Raw genomic sequence first — 18,379 nt, forward strand, 5'->3', positions numbered from 1 at the left:
GAGCCCTCAATGACCGGAATTTCCACCGCTGCCATTTACGTCATCCAGACGCTGGGCAGCCTGTACCTGCTGATCGTCCTGCTGCGCTTCATCCTGCAACTGGTCCGCGCCGACTTCTACAACCCGCTCAGCCAGTTCATCGTGCGCGCCACCAAGCCGCTGCTGAACCCGCTGCGCCGCGTCATCCCCGGCTTCGGCGGTATCGACTTCGCCTCGCTGGTGCTGGCCATCCTGGTCCAGCTGCTGCTGATGGTCATCACCCTGACCCTGATGGGTTATGGCGTCGGCGGCTACGTCCTGCAGCTGCTGGTGTGGTCGATCATCGCGGTGACCTCGCTGTTCCTGAAGATCTTCTTCTTCGCCCTGATCATCAGCGTGATCCTCTCCTGGGTCGCCCCGGGCAGCTACAACCCCGGCGCCCAGCTGGTGAACCAGATCTGCGAGCCGTTCCTGGCGCCCTTCCGCAAGCTCCTGCCGAACCTCGGCGGCCTGGATATCTCGCCGATCTTCGCCTTCATCGCGCTGAAGCTGATCGACATGCTGGTGATCGGCAACCTGGCCGCGATGACCGGGATGCCGCAGATCCTCAGCCCCTTCATGTAAATGACCAGGGAGCTCGCCCGCGCGGCGAGCTCCGACAGTCCGCAAGACGAATGAGCTTCTATTTCTGGGACGGCGAGGACCTGGTCCTCGACTGCCACCTGCAACCCAAGGCGAGCCGTGACGAATTCGCCGGGCTGTATGGCGAGCGCCTGAAGATCCGCCTCACTGCGCCGCCGGTGGAAGGCAAGGCCAATGCCCACCTGCTGGCATTCCTCGGCAAGGCCTTCGGCGTGCCGAAAAGCACGGTGAAGCTGGAGAGCGGCGAACTGAATCGCCAGAAGCGCGTGCGCATTCCCCGCCCGACGAAATTTCCGACAGAACTCGGGATAGCCGCTCGGTAACCTTGGCCGACCTTACGTGTAGGAATGTGCTGTAGGCCAATTGCTATTCCTACACTCCGTCGCATAATCCACGCCATCCATTCCCCGCGCAGGACGCGCCAGCCCAAGGAACGCCCGGATGAGCATGGAACGTCTCAGTCAGCAGATCGATGCCTATGTCACCTGGAAGCGCGAGCTGGTCCGTGAGATCACCCGCTATCGCAGCTGGCTGGAGCGCGCCCGGCTGAATACCCCGGAAATCGAGAACCGCCTCGAGCGGACCCTGCGCCTGCTGCGCGTCGACCACATCACCCTGGCCTTCGTCGGCGAGTACTCGCGCGGCAAGACCGAGCTGATCAACAGCCTGTTCTTCGCCGGATTCGGCCGCCGTATGCTGCCATCCCAGGCTGGCCGCACCACCATGTGCCCGACCGAGCTGTTCTTCGACCCGCGCTCGGAACGCCCCTACATCCGCCTGCTGCCCATCGAGACCCGCGTCGCCGATGCCAGCGTGGCGCAGTTCAAACGCATCCCGCGACACTGGGTGAACATCCCGCTGGATACCTCGGACCCGGCGAACATGGCCGAGGCCTTCGCCCAGGTCGCCAAGACCAAGCCGCTGCCGGTGGAGCAGGCGATCCAGCTGGGCTTCCACCCGGACATGCTCGAAGCCACGGACAAGCCCGGCATCGTACTGGTGCCGGCGTGGCGCCACGCGCTGGTCAACTTCGACCACCCGCTGCTGCGCCAGGGCCTGCGCATCCTCGACACACCCGGCCTGAATGCCCTGGGCAGCGAGCCGGAACTGACCCTGTCGATGCTGCCCAGCGCGCAATCGATCCTCTTCCTGCTGGCGGCCGATACCGGCGTGACCGCCTCCGACATGGCCATCTGGCGGGACCACGTGCGCCAGCTCGGCGAGGACGGCCACACCAGCCTCTACGCGGTGCTGAACAAGATCGACGTGCTGTGGGACGACCTGGCCGGCGAAGTCTTCGTGCAGAACGCCATCCATCATATCCAGGACACCACCGCGCGCCAGCTGGGCATCGCCCGCGAGGACGTGCTGCCGCTGTCGGCCAAGCAGGCGCTGCTGGCCAAGGTGCGCGGCGACCGCGACCTGCTCGCACGCAGCCAGATGGAATCCCTGGAAGAGTTGCTCTGCGAGCGCATCGTCGCGCAGAAGGAGCGCCTGCTGGAGACGGCCGTGGTCGGCCAGGTGCTGGCGCTGGTCAACAACAGCCAGCACAGCCTGCGCGTGCGCCTGGACAAGGTGAAAGAGCAGCAGGCCCTGCTCAATGACCAGCAGCAGGACAGCGGCCAGCTGCTGTTCGAGCTGACCGCGCGGACCAAGGACGACCACAACCTGCACCACAAGCGCCTGCTCAGCCTGAAGACCAACCAGCGGCTGTTGCGCCACCAGGGTGAACAGCTGCGCGACGCCGTGCGCCCGGAACGGTTGGAGCAGCACCTGAAGAAGGTCCACGAAAAGCTGCGCGGCAGCTGGACCACGGTCGGCATCCACCAGGCCATCCTGCAGTTCTTCCGCACCGTGGAGACCGACCTGGTCGGCCTGATGCACGAGTCGGAGACGGCCAACCGCATGGTCGCGGCCATCTACCAGCGGCACAACGAGGAAAACCCGCTCAACGCCCTGGACGCCCCGCAGTTCCGCGTCCAGCGCTACCTGCGCGATCTCGCCAAGCTGCAGGAGAAGGCCGACCGCTTCCGCCTGCACCTCAAGACCCTGCTCACCGAGCAGCGCCTGCTGACTCGACGCTTCTTCGCCACCGTCGCCCAGGAAGTCATCGGCCTCCACCAGCGCCTGCGCGAAGAGGCTGAGCAATGGGCCGCCGACGCCCTGATGCCGCTGATGCAGTACAGCCTCGAGCACAAGCAGATGCTGGAAACCCACATGCTGCGCCTCAAGGCCCTGGCCCAGGAAACCCAGCAGGCACGGCAGCGCTCGCTGCTGCTGGGGCGCTATACCGAGGAGCTGGAACAGCAGCTCGCCGAGGCCACCGACATCCTCCGCCAGCTGCGCCGCCCGGCACCGCTGCAGCGCCAGGCCAAGGTCGTCACCCTGCCCACTTCGCAGCGCGCCTGAAACCCGCGCCACGCCCGCGCCGCCCCTTCCGAGTGCGCTTGCCGCGGGGGGCGGCGCTCTTTAGACTGGCCGTCCTTTTTTATTCATGAGCTGGGTCGATGCCAACAGTCTTCCCCGAAGATTCCGTCGGTCTGGTTTCCCCCCAGACGCTGCAGTTCAACGAACCGCTGCCCCTGGCCTGCGGCAAGACCCTGCCCGAATACCAGCTGGTGATCGAGACCTACGGCGAGCTGAACGCCACGGCGAGCAACGCCGTGCTGATCTGCCACGCCCTCTCCGGCCACCACCACGCCGCCGGCTACCACAGCGAGGATGAGCGCAAGCCGGGCTGGTGGGACAGCTGCATCGGCCCGGGAAAGCCCATCGATACCCGCAAGTTCTTCGTCGTCGCGCTGAACAACCTCGGCGGCTGCAACGGCTCCACCGGCCCGACCAGCCCGAACCCCGCCACCGGCAAGGCCTACGGCGCGGACTTCCCGGTCGTCACCGTGGAAGACTGGGTCAACAGCCAGGCACGCCTGGCCGATCGCCTCGGCATCCAGAGCTGGGCCGCCATTGTCGGCGGCAGCCTGGGCGGCATGCAGGCGCTGCAGTGGACCATCAGCTACCCCGAGCGCGTGCGCCACTGCCTGTGCATCGCCAGTGCGCCCAAGCTGTCGGCGCAGAACATCGCCTTCAACGAAGTCGCACGCCAGGCGATCCTTTCCGACCCTGAATTCTTCGGCGGCCATTTCCAGGAACACGACGTGATTCCCAAGCGCGGCCTGCGCCTGGCGCGGATGGTCGGCCATATCACCTACCTCTCCGATGACGCCATGGGCGCCAAGTTCGGCCGCGACATGAAGTCGGAGAAGCTCAACTACGACCTGCACAGCGTCGAGTTCCAGGTGGAAAGCTACCTGCGCTACCAGGGCGAGGAGTTCTCCACCCGCTTCGACGCCAACACCTACCTGCTGATGACCAAGGCGCTGGACTACTTCGATCCGGCCGCCGCCCACGGCGACGACCTGGCGCGTACCCTCGCCGGGGTGAAAGCGGACTTCTGCCTGATGTCCTTCACCACCGACTGGCGCTTCTCCCCGGCGCGTTCGCGGGAGATCGTCGACGCCCTGCTGGCGGCGAAGAAGAACGTCAGCTACCTGGAAATCGACGCCCCGCAAGGCCATGACGCCTTCCTGATGCCGATTCCGCGCTACCTGCAAGCCTTCAGCGGTTACATGCACCGCATCAGCGTATAAAAGGACACCCATGCGCGCCGACCTGGAAATCATCCAAGACTGGATCCCCGCCGGCAGCCGCGTGCTCGACCTGGGCTGCGGCGACGGCGAGCTGCTCGCCTGGCTGCGCGACCACAAGCAGGTGGGCGGCTACGGCCTGGAGATCGACCCCGACAAGATCGCCAAGTGCATCGAACGTGGGGTCAACGTCATCGAACAGGACCTCGATAAGGGCCTGGGCAACTTCGCCAGCAACAGCTTCGACGTGGTGGTGATGACCCAGTCGCTGCAGGCCCTGCGCTACCCGGACAAGGTGCTGGCGGAAATGCTGCGCGTGGGCAGGACCTGCATCATCACCTTCCCCAACTTCGGCCACTGGCGCTGCCGCTGGTACCTCGCGCGCAATGGCCGCATGCCGGTGTCGGACTTCCTTCCGTACACTTGGTACAACACGCCGAACATCCACTTCTGCACCTTCCGCGACTTCGAGGCGCTCTGCCACGAGCAACACGCGAGGGTGCTGGACCGTCTGGCGGTGGACCACGAGCACCAGCATGGCTGGGCCTCGCGAATCTGGCCTAATCTGTTGGGTGAGATCGGCATCTACCGGATCAGCGGCGCTGGCGTGCAAGACCACCGCATCGCCGTCTGATCGCGGCTATCTGATAGAGCCCGGGAGAAACATCATGCGCCGCCTGCTTACCTTCTTCGCCTGCCTGGTCCTCGCCGTCCCCGCCTTCGCCGAACAGGTGAAGCGCCTGGGTGACCTGCAGGTGCACTACAGTGTGTTCAACTCCAGCTTCCTCCAACCCAACGTCGCGCAAGCCGTGGGCGTGGTGCGCAGCAAGGCCCAGGGCGTGATCAACATCGTGCCGCTGGACGCCAGCGGCAAACCGGCCAACGCCACCGTCGCCGGCTCCGCCAAGAACCTGATGGGCCAGACCATTCCCCTGACCTTCAAGCGCGTGGTCGAGGAAGGCGCCGTGTACAACCTGGCGCAGTTCCCCATCGAAGGCCGCGAAACCCTGACCTTCTCCATCCAGGTCCAGTCCGGAAGCGAAGCCCCGCAAAGCTTCGACTTCATGCAGGAAATCTTCCCCGACGAATGATCAAGCTCGAACAACTGGTGCTGGCCAGTCACAACGCCGGCAAGCTCAAGGAACTCCAGGCCATGCTCGGAGCGCACGTGAAGGTGCGCTCCATCGGCGAGTTCAGCGACGTGGAGCCGGAAGAGACCGGCCTGTCCTTCGTCGAGAACGCCATCCTCAAGGCCCGCAATGCCGCACGCATCTCCGGCCTGCCGGCGCTGGCCGACGACTCCGGCCTGGCGGTGGACTTCCTCGGCGGTGCGCCGGGCATCTATTCCGCCCGCTACGCCGACGGCAAGGGTGACGCGGCGAACAACGCCAAGCTGCTCGATGCCATGAAGGACGTGCCGGACGAGGCCCGCGGCGCCCAGTTCGTCAGCGTGCTGGCCCTGGTCCGCCACGCCGACGACCCGCTGCCGATCCTCTGCGAAGGCCTCTGGCACGGCAGTATCCTGCGCGAAGCCCGCGGCGAGCACGGCTTCGGCTACGACCCGCTGTTCTGGGTGCCGGAAGCCGAGTGCTCCAGCGCCGAGCTGCCGCCCGAGCAGAAGAACCAGCTCAGCCACCGCGCCCGCGCCATGGCCCTGCTGAAGCAACGGCTGGGTCTATGAGCCAGGCAGGACGCCACGGGCTCGACGCCGGGCCGGTGGTTTCCGGCTTCCGCCTGCCACCGCTGTCTGCGTACGTCCACATCCCCTGGTGCGTGCGCAAATGTCCCTATTGCGACTTCAATTCCCACGCCGCCGGGCCGGAGCTGCCGGAAGACGCCTACGTCGAGGCGCTGCTGGCTGACTTGGCCGCCGACCGTGGGTACGTCCACGGCCGCAAGCTGACGTCGATCTTCTTCGGCGGCGGCACGCCCAGCCTGTTTTCCGCCAAGGCGCTGGGCCGCATCCTCGAAGGGCTGGAAAAACAGGTAGGCTTCGAAAGCGACATCGAGATCACCCTGGAAGCCAACCCCGGCACCTTCGAGCAGGCGAAGTTCGCCGATTACCGCAAGCTGGGGATCAATCGCCTGTCCATCGGCATCCAGAGCTTCCAGGCCGAAAAGCTCAAGGCGCTGGGCCGCATCCACGATGGCGACGAGGCGGTACGAGCCGCCGAAATGGCGCGCCGCGCCGGTTTCGACAACTTCAACCTGGACCTGATGCATGGCCTGCCGGACCAGAGCGTCGTCGACGCGCTGAGCGACCTGCAGCAGGCCATCGACCTGGCGCCGACGCACCTGTCCTGGTACCAGCTGACCATGGAGCCGAACACGGTGTTCTGGAGCCAGCCGCCGGAGCTGCCCGAAGACGACCAGTTGTGGGAAATCCAGGAAGCCGGCCAGGCGCTGCTCGCCCAGGCGGGCTACCTGCAGTACGAAACCTCCGCCTATGCCCGCGACGGCAAGCGCGCGCGGCACAACTTGAACTACTGGACCTTCGGCGATTTCCTCGGCATCGGCGCCGGCGCCCATGCCAAGCTGAGCACCCCGGAAGGGCGCATCCTGCGCACCTGGAAGACCCGCCTGCCGAAGGACTACCTGAACCCGGAGAAGCCCTTCCAGGCCGGCGAACGCGACCTGGAAGCGGGCGACCTGCCCTTCGAGTTCATGATGAACGCCCTGCGCCTGACCGAAGGTGTACCGGCGGCCACCTTCGCCGAGCGCACCGGCCTGCCGCTCGCAGCCATCGAGGAGGCCTGCCTCCTGGCGCGCAAGGATGGCCTGCTGGTGGAGGACCCGCATCGCCTGGCGCCGACCGAGCGCGGCCAACTGTTCCTCAACGACCTGCTGCAGCGCTTCCTGCCCGAATGATGCCGATGACGAAGATGCGGGCGACCATCGTTCTGGTGATCTACAAGCAATCCCTGGCCGACTCCGAGAGTTTTCGCAGCCTGCAGGACAACCTGGTGTGGCTGGCCAACCAGGACGTCGAGCTGATCCTCCACGACAACAGCCCGGCCCCCCAGCCACGGCCGTCGTTGGATGAGGGCCTTGCAGTTCGCTACCACCACGATGCCAGCAACCCGGGGCTCGCCGCCGCCTATAACCTCGCGCTGCGCTCGGCCTGCGAACGCGGCAGCGACTGGCTTCTGCTGCTGGATCAGGACACCCGCCTGGATGCGAACTACTTTGCCGAGCTGACGCGAGCGACAGAAGACCTAGATGCCCGCTGCGTCTGCCTGGTGCCACGGGTCAGCGATGGGCAGCGGCAGGTCTCCCCCATGGACTGCAGCAAGGTCAGGGCCCTGGCGTACAACCACTCCGGCAGCACCAGCGAACCGATCACGGCGATCAATTCCGGCGCCTGCTGGCGAGTTTCCTGGCTGGCGGCGTCTGGCGGGTTCAATCCGGAGTTCCCCCTGGATTATCTGGACCACTGGGCATTCCACCATGCGAGAAACCAGGGCCGGCAGCTCTGCGTGATGGCCAGCGAAATCCGCCAGAACCTCTCGATCAGCGAGCGCAACCGAGTGTCCAGGTCGCGCTACGAAAGCATCTACGAGTCGGAGTACCGCTTCTACAGCCGCTATCGTACCGACCTCTTCGCCAGCTACCGGCGGCACTTGCCGCTTCGCCTGATCAAGCAGTTGCTGCTGTTCCGCGACAAGGCGATAGCCCTGACAACCCTGAGGCTCATGCTGCGCAAGCCCGACTGACCCAAGGCGGCGCACTCAAGTACACTCCCCCGCGACACTCGATCCCAAGGAGCCCCAATGGACTTCGCGCTCGACCTGATTGCCAACGTCTCCCGCTGGTGCCGCGGCCACCTGTCCGACATCGCCCTGGCGATCATGGCCACCGTGCTGGTGCTGTTCGGCCCGGCGATCAACGCCTGGGTGCAGCAGCGCATCGGCAGCCTGAACTTCGTCTTCCGCACCCTGCTGTTCGTACTGATCTGCGCCGTGGGCTACGGCCTGGCGATGGTCTTCGTCACCCCGTGGCTGGCCAAGGGCCTGGGTTATTTCAACAACTACACCCTGGCGCCCGTGCTGCTGCTAGTGTTCTTCGTGATTGGCATGATCGCCGACCGCAGCTGACCTGCGGGCCTCCGGCGGTTGGCCACCAACGCCGGAGGACACATGAAGCCGATCAAGCATCTCTACCTGCACTTCTCCGATGGCCAGCGCCTGGCGCTGCGCTTCCCGCAACAGAGCGACGACCCCGCCGAAGTGGCCCGCGGCATCCGCAAGCAGATGGAATCGCCGGTCATCAGCATCGAGGTGGACGGCGACCTGCTGATCATCCCGCGCACCAGCATCAAGTACCTGCAGATCAGCCCGGCGCCCATGCGCATGCCGGAAACCACAGTGCTGGGTGCCGAGCTGATCGAGTAACGCGCGCCGCTTGGGCTGGGACAACGACAAGGGCATGGTTTTTGTAGGAGCGAGCTTGCTCGCGAACCGCCTCGACACCGGCGTTACCGGATGGCACGTTCGCGAGCAAGCTCGCTCCTACAGGTGTTTCCCACCCCATTGCGCAGACAGACAAAGGCCGCCTCGCGGCGGCCTCTGCTGGACTCAGTTACCCTCGCGGCGCAGGGCCTGCGGAGTGAAGTCACGCGGCCCCAGCGGGACCTTGAAGTCGTACATCGGCTCGTTGTTGTCCAGGCCGTCGACGAAATAGCGCTTGCCTTCGAAGTCGTACAGCGCCTCCAGGGTGCTGAGCACCATGGGCACGTCGTAGTAGTTGATCGGGTGCACTTCCTGGGCGCGGATCAGCTTGCCGTCGGCGTTGTAGATATCCGAGGCGAGGATCTGCCAGCTGTCTTCATCCAGGTAGAAGCGGCGCTTGGAGAACGGATGGCCCATGCCCTTGCGCAGGGTCGCCTCGACCACCCAGACGCGGTGCGGCTCGTAGCGCAGCAGTTCGGGGTTGAGGCTCTTGGTGCGCAGGATATCGGAGTAGGGAATGCCCTTCTGGTGCACGGCATAGCTGTTGTACGGCACCAGCATCTCGCGCTTGCCCAGCAGCTGCCACTCGTAGTGGTCCGGCGCGCCGTTGTAGACGTCCACGGTGTCGGCGGTGGCCAGGCCGTTGGTGTCCGGCTGCAGGGTGTCGTAGGCCAGGCTCGGCAGGCGGCGCACGCGGCGCTCGCCGCTGTTGAAGCGCCAGGCCTTGCGGATCGACAGCACCTGGTCGATGGTCTCCTGCACCACCAGCGCAGAGCCGGCGAGCTTGGCCGGGGCGACGATGTTGTACTTGTAGTAGAACAGCGTGTTGTTCAGGTCCTGGGGGGTCATGCCCTCGCGGCCGTAGTTGAAGTACACGTAGCGGTCGAGCTTGAGCAGGTTGTAGCTGCCGCTGGCGAGTACGGCGGCCTGGTTGGTCACCATGTGAATCTGCTCGCCGCGGTAGCGCATGATGTGGTTCCAGATCGCTTCCAGGCCGATCTTCGGCATCGGGAACGGCACGCCGGCAGCAGCGCCCTGGACGCCGTTGCCGTCGGCGATCAGCTCGGCGTTTTCGGCGTTGAAGCGAGTGGCGTCATAGATGCGCTGGGGCAAGGAAGCGCTGCGGCGGCTGGGGAAGACGCGCAGGTAGTAGTCCGGGTTCTCCTGCAGCAGCGCCTGGGTGCCGGGCGTGAGCAGCGCCTGGTACTGCGCCAGGTTCTTGCTGTCGATCTTGTACTGCACGGCGTCGCCAGCGTACGGATCGAGGTGATGGCTGCCGGGCTGGTAGCCTGCCGGCGCGGTGGTGATGCCGCCGGTCCAGGCGGGGATGGTGCCACTGGCATTGCCGGCCATTTCCGCCCCCATCGGCGTCAGGTCGCGGCCCAGTCGAGCGGCCTCGGTGGCATCGACTTTCGCCTGCGCCGGCAGGGCCCACGCCCCTGCCATCAGCAGTACAGCAAGTTTCTTCAACACAGCAGACTCCTTTGCGACGGACTCCTGTCCGTCACTCTTATTTTCGTCCGCGGCGGATGCCGCTTTTTATTCAGGAGGTGAGGGTGGCCCTGGGGCCTGCCGGGTGGTCCCGGTCTGTAGGGTGTTCTTTGCGTGAAAAAGGCCCGCTGTGCAGGCCTTTTCGGTGGATCAGTCGACGCGCTCGAACTTCAGGTCCCAGACGCCATGGCCGAGTCGCTCCCCGCGACGTTCGAACTTGGTGACCGGGCGCTCTTCCGGGCGCGGCACGTAGGTATTGTCCGCCGAAAGGTTGCGATAGCCGGGTGCGGCATTCATCACTTCCAGCATGTGCTCGGCATATTGTTCCCAGTCGGTGGCCATGTGCAGCACGCCGCCGACCTTCAATTTCTGCCGCACCAGCTCGGCCCAGGCCGGCTGCACGATGCGACGCTTGTGGTGACGCGACTTGTGCCACGGGTCCGGGAAGAACAGCAGCAGGCGGTCGAGGCTGGCGTCGGCAACGCAGTCGCGCAGCACTTCGATGGCATCGCAGCTGTAGACGCGGATGTTGGTGAGATCCTGGGTCAGCATGCCGTTGAGCAGCGCGCCGACGCCCGGACGGTGCACTTCCACGCCGATGAAATCCTGCTCCGGCGCGGCCGCAGCCATCTCGAGGGTGGCGTGACCCATGCCGAAGCCGATCTCGAAGGTACGCGGCGCCTTGCGCCCGAACACTTCATCGAAGTCCCGCGCACCGTCGGCCAGCTCCAGGCCGAATTTCGGCCAGCCCTGATCGAGACCACGCTGCTGGCCCTCGGTCATGCGGCCGGCACGCATCACGAAGCTCTTGATGGCGCGCATCGGACGGTTTTCGGCGTCGGGCTGGTTCTCGGGCTGATTTTCGGGAATGTCACTCATGACTCGGACCTTGCGGGTAAATGCACACGCGGGCCGGTTGCTTCTGGCAAACCGGCCCGCGCGTCGAAGTGGAAACGTTAGTTGATCAGGCCCGTCATCGGCGACGACGCGCTCGCGTAGAGCTTGCGCGGCATGCGGCCGGCCAGGTAGGCCAGGCGGCCGGCGACGATGGCGTGCTTCATGGCCTCGGCCATCATCACCGGGTTCTGCGCGTGGGCGATGGCGGTGTTCATCAGCACGGCCTCGCAGCCCAGCTCCATGGCGATGGTGGCATCCGACGCAGTGCCCACGCCGGCATCCACCAGCACCGGAACGGTGGCTTCTTCGAGGATGATGCGCAGGTTGTACGGGTTGCAGATGCCCAGGCCCGAGCCGATCAGACCGGCCAGCGGCATCACCGCGATGCAGCCGATCTCGGCCAGCTGGCGGGCGATGATCGGGTCATCGCTGGTGTACACCATGACGTCGAAGCCGTCCTTGACCAGCACTTCGGCGGCCTTGAGGGTTTCAACGACGTTGGGGAAGAGGGTCTTCTGGTCAGCCAGGACTTCCAGCTTGACCAGGTTGTGGCCATCAAGCAGCTCGCGGGCCAGGCGGCAGGTGCGCACGGCCTCGACGGCGTCATAGCAGCCAGCGGTGTTCGGCAGGATGGTGTAGCGATCCGGCGGGATCACGTCCAGCAGGTTGGGCTCGCCCGGGTTCTGGCCGATGTTGGTACGGCGCACCGCCACGGTGACGATCTCGGCGCCCGAGGCCTCGATGGCCACGCGGGTCTCTTCGAGGTCCTTGTACTTGCCGGTGCCGACCAGCAGGCGCGAATTGTAGGTACGGCCAGCCAGGGTGAAGGGCTTGTCGACCGGCAGATTGGAGGAAGCTTGGCTCATCGGATCACTCCTCAGGAAATGTGAAAGCTTTGCGGGGCCTGAAAGATGTAGCGACGGGCTCTAGCCGCCGCCGATGGCATGCACCACTTCCACCTGGTCGCCTTCGCTCAGGGCGGTGGCGGCGTGCTGGCTGCGCGGCACGATGTCCTGGTTGAGCTCGACCGCGACACGCTTGCCGGTGAGGTCGAGACGCTCGAGCAGGTTGGCGACGGTCTGGCCGGCGGGCAGCTCGAAGGGTTCGCCATTCAACTGAATACGCATGGGCGGGACGGTCGTTGCTGGAGGGGGTCGCATTCTAGCCCGATCGCGGCGGATGACCAAGGTATCCGGGCGTCGCACTCGGGCTTTTCTGACATCCGGGTCAACCCAGCTGGAAGGCCGCCACCAGCAGCAGCGCCCAGCCGATGAGGAAGAACAGTCCGCCGATCGGCGTGATGATGCCCACGCCCAGGCCCGCCAGGGTCAACAGGTAGAGGCTTCCGGAGAACAGCAGGATACCGACGGTGAATGCCCAGCCGGCGAGGCTGATGAGGGTGCCACCGATGTGCGCGGTGAGCAGCGCCACACCGAACAGCGCCAGGGCGTGCAGCATCTGGTAGTGCACGCCGGTCTGGAATACCGCCAGGTACTCGGGCGTGAGCTTGTTCTTCAGACCGTGGGCGGCGAAGGCGCCAAGGGCGACCCCGGTGAAACCGAAGAACGCGGCGAGCATCAGGAAAGTGCGCAACATGGGACAGCTCCAGACAGGTGAGTATCGCTATAATGGCCCGCTCATCCGCCCAGGCAAAGCCTCCGCATGCGCAACGCCCTCCGCCGCCTGTCAAAGATCGCGCTCTGGTTCGTCGCCATCAGCGTGGCGCTGGTCATCGTCCTGCGCTGGGTGCCGCCGCCGGGGACCATGGTGATGGTAGAGCGCAAGGTCGAGTCCTGGTTCAACGGCAAGCCCATCGACCTGCAGCGCAGCTGGCGCTCCTGGGACGAGCTGCCCGACAGCCTCAAGCTCGCGGTAATTGCCGGCGAGGACCAGAAGTTCGCCGAGCACCACGGCTTCGACCTGCCGGCGATCCAGAAGGCGCTGGCGCACAACGAGCAGGGCGGCAAGGTCCGCGGCGGCAGCACCATCAGCCAGCAGGTGGCGAAGAACGTCTTCCTCTGGACCGGCCGCAGCTGGGTGCGCAAGGGCTTCGAGGCCTGGTTCACCCTGCTGATCGAGACCTTCTGGTCCAAGCAGCGGATTCTCGAGGTCTACCTCAACAGCGTGGAATGGGATGCCGGCGTGTTCGGCGCCCAGGCCGCCGCTCAGCACCACTTCGGCGTGGACGCCAAGCGCCTGTCGCAACAGCAGGCCAGCCTGCTGGCCGCCGTGCTGCCCAACCCGCGCAAGTGGAGCGCCGGAAAGCCCGGCCCCTACGTGCGCCAGCGCGCCTCGTGGATTCGCCAGCAGATGTGGCAGTTGGGCGGCAGCGAGTATCTCGGGCGCCTTTAAGGCGCCTCCGACACCTTGAGGGTGTTGCGCGGAACCACGCGAATCCACTGCAGCGTGCCGTCGCGGTGCAGAACGGTCATGCCTTTCTCCGGGTAGACCCAGGCCTCGCCGCCATCCACCTGCAGGCGCAGGCGCGGGTCGCCCAGGCTCACCGCCAGACGCCCGACTGCCAGGTCTTCCTGCGGCGCCAGCGCCAGTTCGGAGACCGGTTTATTGCCCAGCTGACTCATCAGCTCGGCGCTCAGCGGCTGATCCTTGCTGGTCGGCTGCATGCCGGTGGCCTTGGCCAGGCTGGCATGCTCGGCGTCGCTCAACGCCAGCTCCGCCTCGACATGCCAGGGCCCTTCGTCCGTCACCAGTCGGCCGCGGTAATGCAGTTGCGGACCGTCCTGGCTGGCAGTCAGCCACAGCTCGCCGGGCTGCTGACCCTGCAGATCGCTCAGGCTCAGGCGATCATCAGCCAGCGGCTCGAAGACCTTTTCCTTCCAGTCATTGAACCACTGCGGCGGCTTGGGCGGCGCCGACGTGCGGGCGACCCAGGTGCCCAGGCCGAAAGCCAGCAGGGCGATGACCAGGAAAAACATCCCGTGGACGGGACGCAGGCGCGGCATGGGACTCTCCAGACTCTGGACAGAGAATGACCGGACAGAAAAAAACCGCACCAGGGTGCGGTTCTCGATCTCAACGGGAGCGCATCGAAGCCGGTCAGGCTTCGATGCGGCCCTTGAGTTTGTTCATCGCGTTCTTTTCCAACTGGCGAATACGCTCGGCGGACACGTTGTACTTGGCCGCCAGGTCGTGCAGCGTCGCCTTTTCCTCGGCCAGCCAGCGCTGGTAGAGAATGTCGCGGCTGCGGTCGTCCAGGCCTTCCAGCGCCTCGTGCAGGCTGGCGGTGGAGCTGTCGCTCCAGTCCGCTTCCTCCAGCTGGCGCGCCGGGTCGTAGCGATGGTCTTCCAGGTAATGCGCCGGGGACTGGTAGGCGCTCTCGTCGTCGGCGTCCGCCGCCGGGTCGAAGGCCATGTCCTGCCCGGTGAGACGGCTTTCCATCTCGCGGACTTCGCGGGCCTCGACACCGAGGGTTTCCGCGACGCGGTGCACTTCGTCATTGCTCAGCCAGGCCAGTTTCTTCTTCTGGCTGCGCAGGTTGAAGAACAGCTTGCGCTGCGCCTTGGTGGTCGCGACTTTCACGATCCGCCAGTTGCGCAGGATGAACTCGTGGATTTCCGCCTTGATCCAGTGAACGGCGAACGACACCAGGCGCACACCCATTTCCGGGTTGAAGCGCTTCACGGCCTTCATCAGGCCGACGTTGCCTTCCTGGATCAGATCGGCCTGGGCCAGGCCGTACCCGGAATAACTCCGGGCGATATGCACAACAAAGCGCAGGTGCGCCAGAACCATTTGCCGTGCCGCTTCCAGATCTTGCTGGTAGAAGAGGCGTTCGGCCAGTTCGCGCTCCTGCTCCGGCGTCAGCAGCGGAATGCTGTTCACCGAGTGCACATAGGCTTCCAGGTTCGCACCGGGAGCCAGGGCATAAACAGGTTGCAGAGAAGTGGTCATGCGAATCCTCCGATTCACGAAACTCGCGCAGTGTAGCACTGCGAAATCTGACTGCAAGCGGGTGTAAAAGTTCCTTTACACCCGCTTAACCCCAGCAAAATCAGGGGGTTTCAGCGCGGCGCCAGCTCACGCAGGTGGCGCGCCACGGCCAGCCAGGCGCCGATCCAGCCCAGCAGCACCGCGCCCACGGTCAGCGACAGGCCATCGTCGACCGGCACGCCGGCCAGGCCGAAATCGCTGCCGTACAGCCCAGCCAGGTTGACCACCGAGCTGTTCAGCCAGTCCAGCCCGAAGGCCAGCAGGGCCCAGGACAGGATGCCCGCGCCCAGGCCATAAAGCGCGCCCATATAAAGGAAGGGGCGACGCACATAGCCGTCCGTCCCGCCGACCAGCTTGATGACTTCAATTTCGTTACGGCGATTTTCGATGTGCAGGCGGATGGTGTTGCCGATCACCAGCAACAGCGTCAGCACCAGCAGGATGGTCAGGCCGAAGACGAAGCGGTCACCCAGCTTGAGGATCGCCGACAGCCGCTCGACCCAGACCAGGTCCAGCTGCGCCTGTTGTACACCCGGCAGTTCCGACAACCGTTGACGCAAGGCATCCAGCTGGGCCTTGTCGATCTGTTTGGGCGTCACCGAGATGACCGCCGGCAGCGGGTTTTCGGGCAGTTCCTTGAGCGCCTCGCCGAGCCCGGACTGTTCCTGCAACTCCTTCAGCGCATCGTCACGACTGATCAGTTGCGCCTCGATCACGTCGGGCATCTTCTCGATCTGCTCGCGCAGATCCTGGCCCTGGGCCTCGCTGGCCTTCAGGTCGAGGAACAGGGAAATCTGTGCGGCGCGCTGCCAGGAGCCGCCGAGGCGCTCGACGTTGTTGAGCAGCAGCGACAGGCCCATGGGCAGGCTCAGGGTGATGCCCATCACCAGGCAGGTGAAGAAACTGCCGAAGGGATGGCTGACCAGGCGATGCAGACTGTCCATCAGGCTGGCGCGGTGGTTTTCCGCGTAGGCCGAAAGCGAGGCGCTGTTGTCCTGGTGCTCGTTGTCGTCCGGGCGCTCGCGCGTATTGCGCGTCGGGGTGCCTTCTTCGTCGCCGCGGGGCAGGTCATTGGCGCTCATCAGGCGTTCTCCTCACGGTCGGCGATGATGCGGCCGCGCTGCAGGGTGATCATCCGGTGGCGCATGCGCGCGATCAGCGCCAGGTCGTGGCTGGCGATCAGCACGGTGGTGCCCAGGCGGTTGATGTCTTCGAACACGGACATGATTTCCGAAGCCAGGCGCGGGTCGAGGTTACCGGTCGGCTCATCCGCGAGCAGCAGCGCCGGGCGGTGCACCACCGCGCGGGCGATGCCGACGCGCTGCTGCTGGCCGGTGGAGAGGTCGGACGGACGGTCTTCAGCCTTCTCCTTCAGATTTACCCGGTCCAGCGCCGCTTCTACGCGGTAGGCGATATCCGCCTTGGGCAGGCCGAGGATCTGCATCGGCAGGGCAACGTTCTCGAACACGCTGCGATCATCGAGCAACTGGTGGTTCTGGAACACCACGCCGATCTGCCGGCGCAGGAAGGGAATCTGCGCGGTGGAGATGCGCGAAACGTCCTGCCCGCCGAGCAGCAGCTTGCCGGAAGTCGGCCGCTCCATCGCCAGGATCAAGCGCAGCAGGGTGCTCTTGCCTGCGCCGGAGTGGCCGGTGACGAACATGATCTCGCCGCGCGGCACGCGGAACGAAATCTCGTGCAGGCCGACATGGCCGTTGGGGTAGCGCTTGCCAACCTGCTCGAAACGGATCATGCGATTTCCCGGGTCTCGAAGAGTGCACGGACGAAAGCATCGGCTTCGAAGGTTCGAAGATCGTCGATCCCTTCGCCGACGCCGATGTAGCGGATCGGCAGCTCGAACTGCTTGGCCAGGGCGAAGATCACCCCGCCCTTGGCGGTGCCGTCCAGTTTGGTCAGGGCCAGGCCAGTCAGCGCCACGGCGTTGTTGAACTGCTTGGCCTGGTTGATGGCGTTCTGCCCGGTGCCGGCATCCAGCACCAGCAGGACTTCATGGGGAGCCGTCTCGTCCAGCTTGCCGATCACGCGGCGAACCTTCTTCAGCTCTTCCATCAGGTTGTCCTTGGTGTGCAGGCGGCCGGCGGTGTCGGCGATCAGCACGTCCACGCCACGAGCCTTGGCGGCCTGCACGGCGTCGAAGATCACCGAGGCGGAATCCGCGCCGGTGTGCTGGGCGATCACGGCGATGTTGTTGCGCTCGCCCCAGACCTGCAGCTGCTCGACGGCGGCGGCGCGGAAGGTGTCGCCGGCGGCCAGCATGACTTTCTTGCCATCCAGTTGCAGCGTCTTGGCCAGCTTGCCGATGGTGGTGGTCTTGCCAACGCCGTTCACGCCGACGACCAGAATCACGTAGGGCTGTTTGTCCGCCGTGATGGTCAGCGGCTGCTCGACCGGGCGCAGCAGGGTGGCCAGCTCTTCCTGCAGGGCCTTGTAGAGCGCCTCGCTATCGGCCAGCTCCTTGCGCGCCACGCGCTTGGTCAGGTTCTGCACGATGGCAGTGGTGGCCTCGACGCCGACGTCGGCGGTCAGCAGGCGGGTTTCGATTTCGTCCAGCAGGTCGTCGTCGATGGCCTTCTTGCCCAGGAACAGGCTGGCCATGCCTTCGCCGAGGCTGGCGCTGGTCTTCGACAGGCCCTGTTTGAGGCGGGCGAAGAAGCCCAGCTTGGAAGACTCGCCGGCGGCAGGTCTGGCTTGCGGCTCGGGCTCGAGCTCGGGCTGTGGGGCGACCTCGGGTTCCGGCTGGGCGACCACAACGGGCGCTTCGGCCACGGGCTCGGGCTGAACGGGCGCGGCAACGGGCACCGGCTCGACCGGCAGGACAGCCGGCTGCGGCGCTTCGGCAACGATCGGCTGCGGCTCAGGCTGCGGAGCGGGCTGCACCAGCGGCTCGACCGGCACGGCGACCGGCACTACGTCGATAACCGGTTCGGGAGTCGGCTCGGCGCGCGGCGCGACCGGCTCAGCTTGTGCAGCAGGAGCTTGTTCGGGCGCAGGAGCGGGCTCGGCGACAACCGGTTGTTCTACCGGCTGCTCGGTTTCGGCGGCAGGTTGCTCCGCGGCCTGCGGCTTCTTGCGCAGCCAGCCGAACAGACCCTTCTTCTCCCCGGCTGGCGGGGCCTTCTTGTCGTCGTTGGAACCAAACATGTAGGGATCGAATCTCTAGGGGACGCCACGAAAGACAGGCAGTAAAAAAGCCTCGAAACAGCTTCGAGAAGCCCTGAACGTGGCCGCCCGGAAAACGGATGGGTATCCTAGCATCTCCTCGCCCGCCGGGGTTAAGAGGCTGGTCGCCAGCCTGCATAGACCCCG

At 65.5% G+C, this 18,379-nt stretch carries 21 protein-coding genes and 1 pseudogene; 12 read left to right on the forward strand and 10 right to left on the reverse strand.

Annotated features, from left to right (window positions below):
- Positions 1–9: 9 nt before the first annotated feature.
- From G4G71_RS00645 to G4G71_RS00695, 11 genes are all read left to right on the forward strand, one after another.
- Positions 10–603 (forward strand): YggT family protein, encoded by a 594-nt coding sequence (locus G4G71_RS00645; protein ID WP_169934999.1) that lies wholly within the window; start codon positions 10–12, stop codon positions 601–603.
- Between the two features lie 50 nt (positions 604–653).
- On the forward strand, positions 654–944 hold the full coding sequence (locus G4G71_RS00650) for a DUF167 domain-containing protein (protein WP_169935000.1): 291 nt from the start codon (positions 654–656) through the stop codon (positions 942–944).
- Between the two features lie 118 nt (positions 945–1,062).
- On the forward strand, positions 1,063–3,030 hold the full coding sequence (locus G4G71_RS00655; protein ID WP_169935001.1) for a dynamin-like GTPase family protein: 1,968 nt from the start codon (positions 1,063–1,065) through the stop codon (positions 3,028–3,030).
- A gap of 98 nt (positions 3,031–3,128) precedes the next feature.
- Complete coding sequence (gene metX / locus G4G71_RS00660; RefSeq protein ID WP_054907817.1) at positions 3,129–4,268, forward strand: homoserine O-succinyltransferase MetX; 1,140 nt, start codon at positions 3,129–3,131, stop codon at positions 4,266–4,268.
- Positions 4,269–4,278: 10 nt separating this feature from the next.
- Complete coding sequence (gene metW / locus G4G71_RS00665; RefSeq protein WP_024766763.1) at positions 4,279–4,899, forward strand: methionine biosynthesis protein MetW; 621 nt, start codon at positions 4,279–4,281, stop codon at positions 4,897–4,899.
- Between the two features lie 34 nt (positions 4,900–4,933).
- Positions 4,934–5,356, forward strand: a complete 423-nt coding sequence (locus tag G4G71_RS00670; protein ID WP_054907816.1) for a DUF4426 domain-containing protein — start codon at positions 4,934–4,936, stop codon at positions 5,354–5,356.
- Positions 5,353–5,946: an RdgB/HAM1 family non-canonical purine NTP pyrophosphatase gene (rdgB, locus tag G4G71_RS00675; protein WP_169935002.1), complete on the forward strand. Its 594-nt coding sequence runs from the start codon at positions 5,353–5,355 to the stop codon at positions 5,944–5,946. The genes G4G71_RS00670 and rdgB overlap by 4 nt, the downstream gene beginning before the upstream one ends.
- Positions 5,943–7,133 (forward strand): radical SAM family heme chaperone HemW, encoded by a 1,191-nt coding sequence (gene hemW, locus G4G71_RS00680; RefSeq protein ID WP_169935003.1) that lies wholly within the window; start codon positions 5,943–5,945, stop codon positions 7,131–7,133. The genes rdgB and hemW overlap by 4 nt, the downstream gene beginning before the upstream one ends.
- Positions 7,134–7,138: 5 nt before the next feature.
- On the forward strand, positions 7,139–7,978 hold the full coding sequence (locus G4G71_RS00685) for a glycosyltransferase (RefSeq protein WP_169935004.1): 840 nt from the start codon (positions 7,139–7,141) through the stop codon (positions 7,976–7,978).
- A gap of 57 nt (positions 7,979–8,035) precedes the next feature.
- Positions 8,036–8,359 carry a DUF3392 domain-containing protein gene (locus G4G71_RS00690; protein ID WP_017520106.1) on the forward strand — a complete coding sequence of 108 codons (324 nt, stop codon included), beginning with the start codon at positions 8,036–8,038 and terminating at the stop codon, positions 8,357–8,359.
- A gap of 42 nt (positions 8,360–8,401) precedes the next feature.
- Entirely contained in the window at positions 8,402–8,656 is a 255-nt protein-coding gene (locus G4G71_RS00695) for a hypothetical protein (RefSeq protein WP_017520105.1), read from the forward strand.
- Between the two features lie 183 nt (positions 8,657–8,839).
- Here G4G71_RS00695 and G4G71_RS00700 read toward each other — a convergent pair whose 3' ends face one another.
- The 5 genes from G4G71_RS00700 to G4G71_RS00720 all read right to left on the reverse strand — a co-directional run bounded on the left by G4G71_RS00700 (position 8,840) and on the right by G4G71_RS00720 (position 12,697).
- Positions 8,840–10,186, reverse strand: coding sequence for a DUF1329 domain-containing protein (locus tag G4G71_RS00700; protein ID WP_169935005.1), 1,347 nt, complete (start codon positions 10,184–10,186; stop codon positions 8,840–8,842).
- A 168-nt stretch (positions 10,187–10,354) separates the two neighbouring features.
- Entirely contained in the window at positions 10,355–11,026 is a 672-nt protein-coding gene (gene trmB / locus G4G71_RS00705) for a tRNA (guanosine(46)-N7)-methyltransferase TrmB (protein ID WP_240964990.1), read from the reverse strand.
- A 134-nt stretch (positions 11,027–11,160) separates the two neighbouring features.
- Complete coding sequence (locus G4G71_RS00710) at positions 11,161–11,967, reverse strand: thiazole synthase (protein WP_037013526.1); 807 nt, start codon at positions 11,965–11,967, stop codon at positions 11,161–11,163.
- Positions 11,968–12,027: 60 nt separating this feature from the next.
- The gene (gene thiS / locus G4G71_RS00715; protein ID WP_024766770.1) at positions 12,028–12,228 is read right to left on the reverse strand and encodes a sulfur carrier protein ThiS; all 201 of its coding nucleotides are present in this window, start codon (positions 12,226–12,228) and stop codon (positions 12,028–12,030) included.
- Between the two features lie 100 nt (positions 12,229–12,328).
- Positions 12,329–12,697 (reverse strand): DUF423 domain-containing protein, encoded by a 369-nt coding sequence (locus G4G71_RS00720; protein ID WP_169935007.1) that lies wholly within the window; start codon positions 12,695–12,697, stop codon positions 12,329–12,331.
- A 32-nt stretch (positions 12,698–12,729) separates the two neighbouring features.
- Here G4G71_RS00720 and mtgA point away from each other — a divergent pair.
- Positions 12,730–13,453 (forward strand): annotated as a pseudogene (gene mtgA / locus G4G71_RS00725) (monofunctional biosynthetic peptidoglycan transglycosylase).
- Here the strand turns inward: mtgA and G4G71_RS00730 are convergent.
- From G4G71_RS00730 to ftsY, 5 genes are all read right to left on the reverse strand, one after another.
- A complete protein-coding gene (locus tag G4G71_RS00730) occupies positions 13,450–14,064 on the reverse strand; it encodes a hypothetical protein (RefSeq protein WP_169935008.1) in 615 nt (204 codons plus the stop codon). The pseudogene mtgA and the gene G4G71_RS00730 overlap by 4 nt on opposite strands.
- Before the next feature lie 94 nt (positions 14,065–14,158).
- Complete coding sequence (gene rpoH / locus G4G71_RS00735; protein ID WP_045213023.1) at positions 14,159–15,013, reverse strand: RNA polymerase sigma factor RpoH; 855 nt, start codon at positions 15,011–15,013, stop codon at positions 14,159–14,161.
- 110 nt (positions 15,014–15,123) lie between these two features.
- A complete protein-coding gene (gene ftsX, locus G4G71_RS00740; RefSeq protein WP_169935009.1) occupies positions 15,124–16,134 on the reverse strand; it encodes a permease-like cell division protein FtsX in 1,011 nt (336 codons plus the stop codon).
- Positions 16,134–16,805: a cell division ATP-binding protein FtsE gene (gene ftsE, locus G4G71_RS00745; protein ID WP_017520095.1), complete on the reverse strand. Its 672-nt coding sequence runs from the start codon at positions 16,803–16,805 to the stop codon at positions 16,134–16,136. The genes ftsX and ftsE overlap by 1 nt, the downstream gene beginning before the upstream one ends.
- Positions 16,802–18,214 carry a signal recognition particle-docking protein FtsY gene (gene ftsY / locus G4G71_RS00750; RefSeq protein WP_169935010.1) on the reverse strand — a complete coding sequence of 471 codons (1,413 nt, stop codon included), beginning with the start codon at positions 18,212–18,214 and terminating at the stop codon, positions 16,802–16,804. The genes ftsE and ftsY overlap by 4 nt, the downstream gene beginning before the upstream one ends.
- Positions 18,215–18,379: the final 165 nt, after the last annotated feature.

Source organism: Pseudomonas multiresinivorans, assembly GCF_012971725.1.
Taxonomy (GTDB): domain Bacteria; phylum Pseudomonadota; class Gammaproteobacteria; order Pseudomonadales; family Pseudomonadaceae; genus Pseudomonas; species Pseudomonas multiresinivorans.

What these genes read in the sequence shown, in the direction of transcription:
- rpoH (WP_045213023.1), bottom strand. Translation starts at nt 15,013, where the DNA reads ATGACCACTTCTCTGCAACCTGTTTATGCCCTGGCTCCCGGTGCGAAC.
- G4G71_RS00685 (WP_169935004.1), top strand. Translation starts at nt 7,139, where the DNA reads ATGACGAAGATGCGGGCGACCATCGTTCTGGTGATCTACAAGCAATCC.
- G4G71_RS00645 (WP_169934999.1), top strand. Translation starts at nt 10, where the DNA reads ATGACCGGAATTTCCACCGCTGCCATTTACGTCATCCAGACGCTGGGC.
- trmB (WP_240964990.1), bottom strand. Translation starts at nt 11,026, where the DNA reads ATGCGCGCCATCAAGAGCTTCGTGATGCGTGCCGGCCGCATGACCGAG.
- metX (WP_054907817.1), top strand. Translation starts at nt 3,129, where the DNA reads ATGCCAACAGTCTTCCCCGAAGATTCCGTCGGTCTGGTTTCCCCCCAG.
- hemW (WP_169935003.1), top strand. Translation starts at nt 5,943, where the DNA reads ATGAGCCAGGCAGGACGCCACGGGCTCGACGCCGGGCCGGTGGTTTCC.
- G4G71_RS00670 (WP_054907816.1), top strand. Translation starts at nt 4,934, where the DNA reads ATGCGCCGCCTGCTTACCTTCTTCGCCTGCCTGGTCCTCGCCGTCCCC.
- G4G71_RS00720 (WP_169935007.1), bottom strand. Translation starts at nt 12,697, where the DNA reads ATGTTGCGCACTTTCCTGATGCTCGCCGCGTTCTTCGGTTTCACCGGG.
- G4G71_RS00730 (WP_169935008.1), bottom strand. Translation starts at nt 14,064, where the DNA reads ATGCCGCGCCTGCGTCCCGTCCACGGGATGTTTTTCCTGGTCATCGCC.
- G4G71_RS00650 (WP_169935000.1), top strand. Translation starts at nt 654, where the DNA reads ATGAGCTTCTATTTCTGGGACGGCGAGGACCTGGTCCTCGACTGCCAC.
- G4G71_RS00710 (WP_037013526.1), bottom strand. Translation starts at nt 11,967, where the DNA reads ATGAGCCAAGCTTCCTCCAATCTGCCGGTCGACAAGCCCTTCACCCTG.
- G4G71_RS00695 (WP_017520105.1), top strand. Translation starts at nt 8,402, where the DNA reads ATGAAGCCGATCAAGCATCTCTACCTGCACTTCTCCGATGGCCAGCGC.
- G4G71_RS00690 (WP_017520106.1), top strand. Translation starts at nt 8,036, where the DNA reads ATGGACTTCGCGCTCGACCTGATTGCCAACGTCTCCCGCTGGTGCCGC.
- ftsY (WP_169935010.1), bottom strand. Translation starts at nt 18,214, where the DNA reads ATGTTTGGTTCCAACGACGACAAGAAGGCCCCGCCAGCCGGGGAGAAG.
- ftsE (WP_017520095.1), bottom strand. Translation starts at nt 16,805, where the DNA reads ATGATCCGTTTCGAGCAGGTTGGCAAGCGCTACCCCAACGGCCATGTC.
- ftsX (WP_169935009.1), bottom strand. Translation starts at nt 16,134, where the DNA reads ATGAGCGCCAATGACCTGCCCCGCGGCGACGAAGAAGGCACCCCGACG.
- rdgB (WP_169935002.1), top strand. Translation starts at nt 5,353, where the DNA reads ATGATCAAGCTCGAACAACTGGTGCTGGCCAGTCACAACGCCGGCAAG.
- thiS (WP_024766770.1), bottom strand. Translation starts at nt 12,228, where the DNA reads ATGCGTATTCAGTTGAATGGCGAACCCTTCGAGCTGCCCGCCGGCCAG.
- G4G71_RS00655 (WP_169935001.1), top strand. Translation starts at nt 1,063, where the DNA reads ATGAGCATGGAACGTCTCAGTCAGCAGATCGATGCCTATGTCACCTGG.
- metW (WP_024766763.1), top strand. Translation starts at nt 4,279, where the DNA reads ATGCGCGCCGACCTGGAAATCATCCAAGACTGGATCCCCGCCGGCAGC.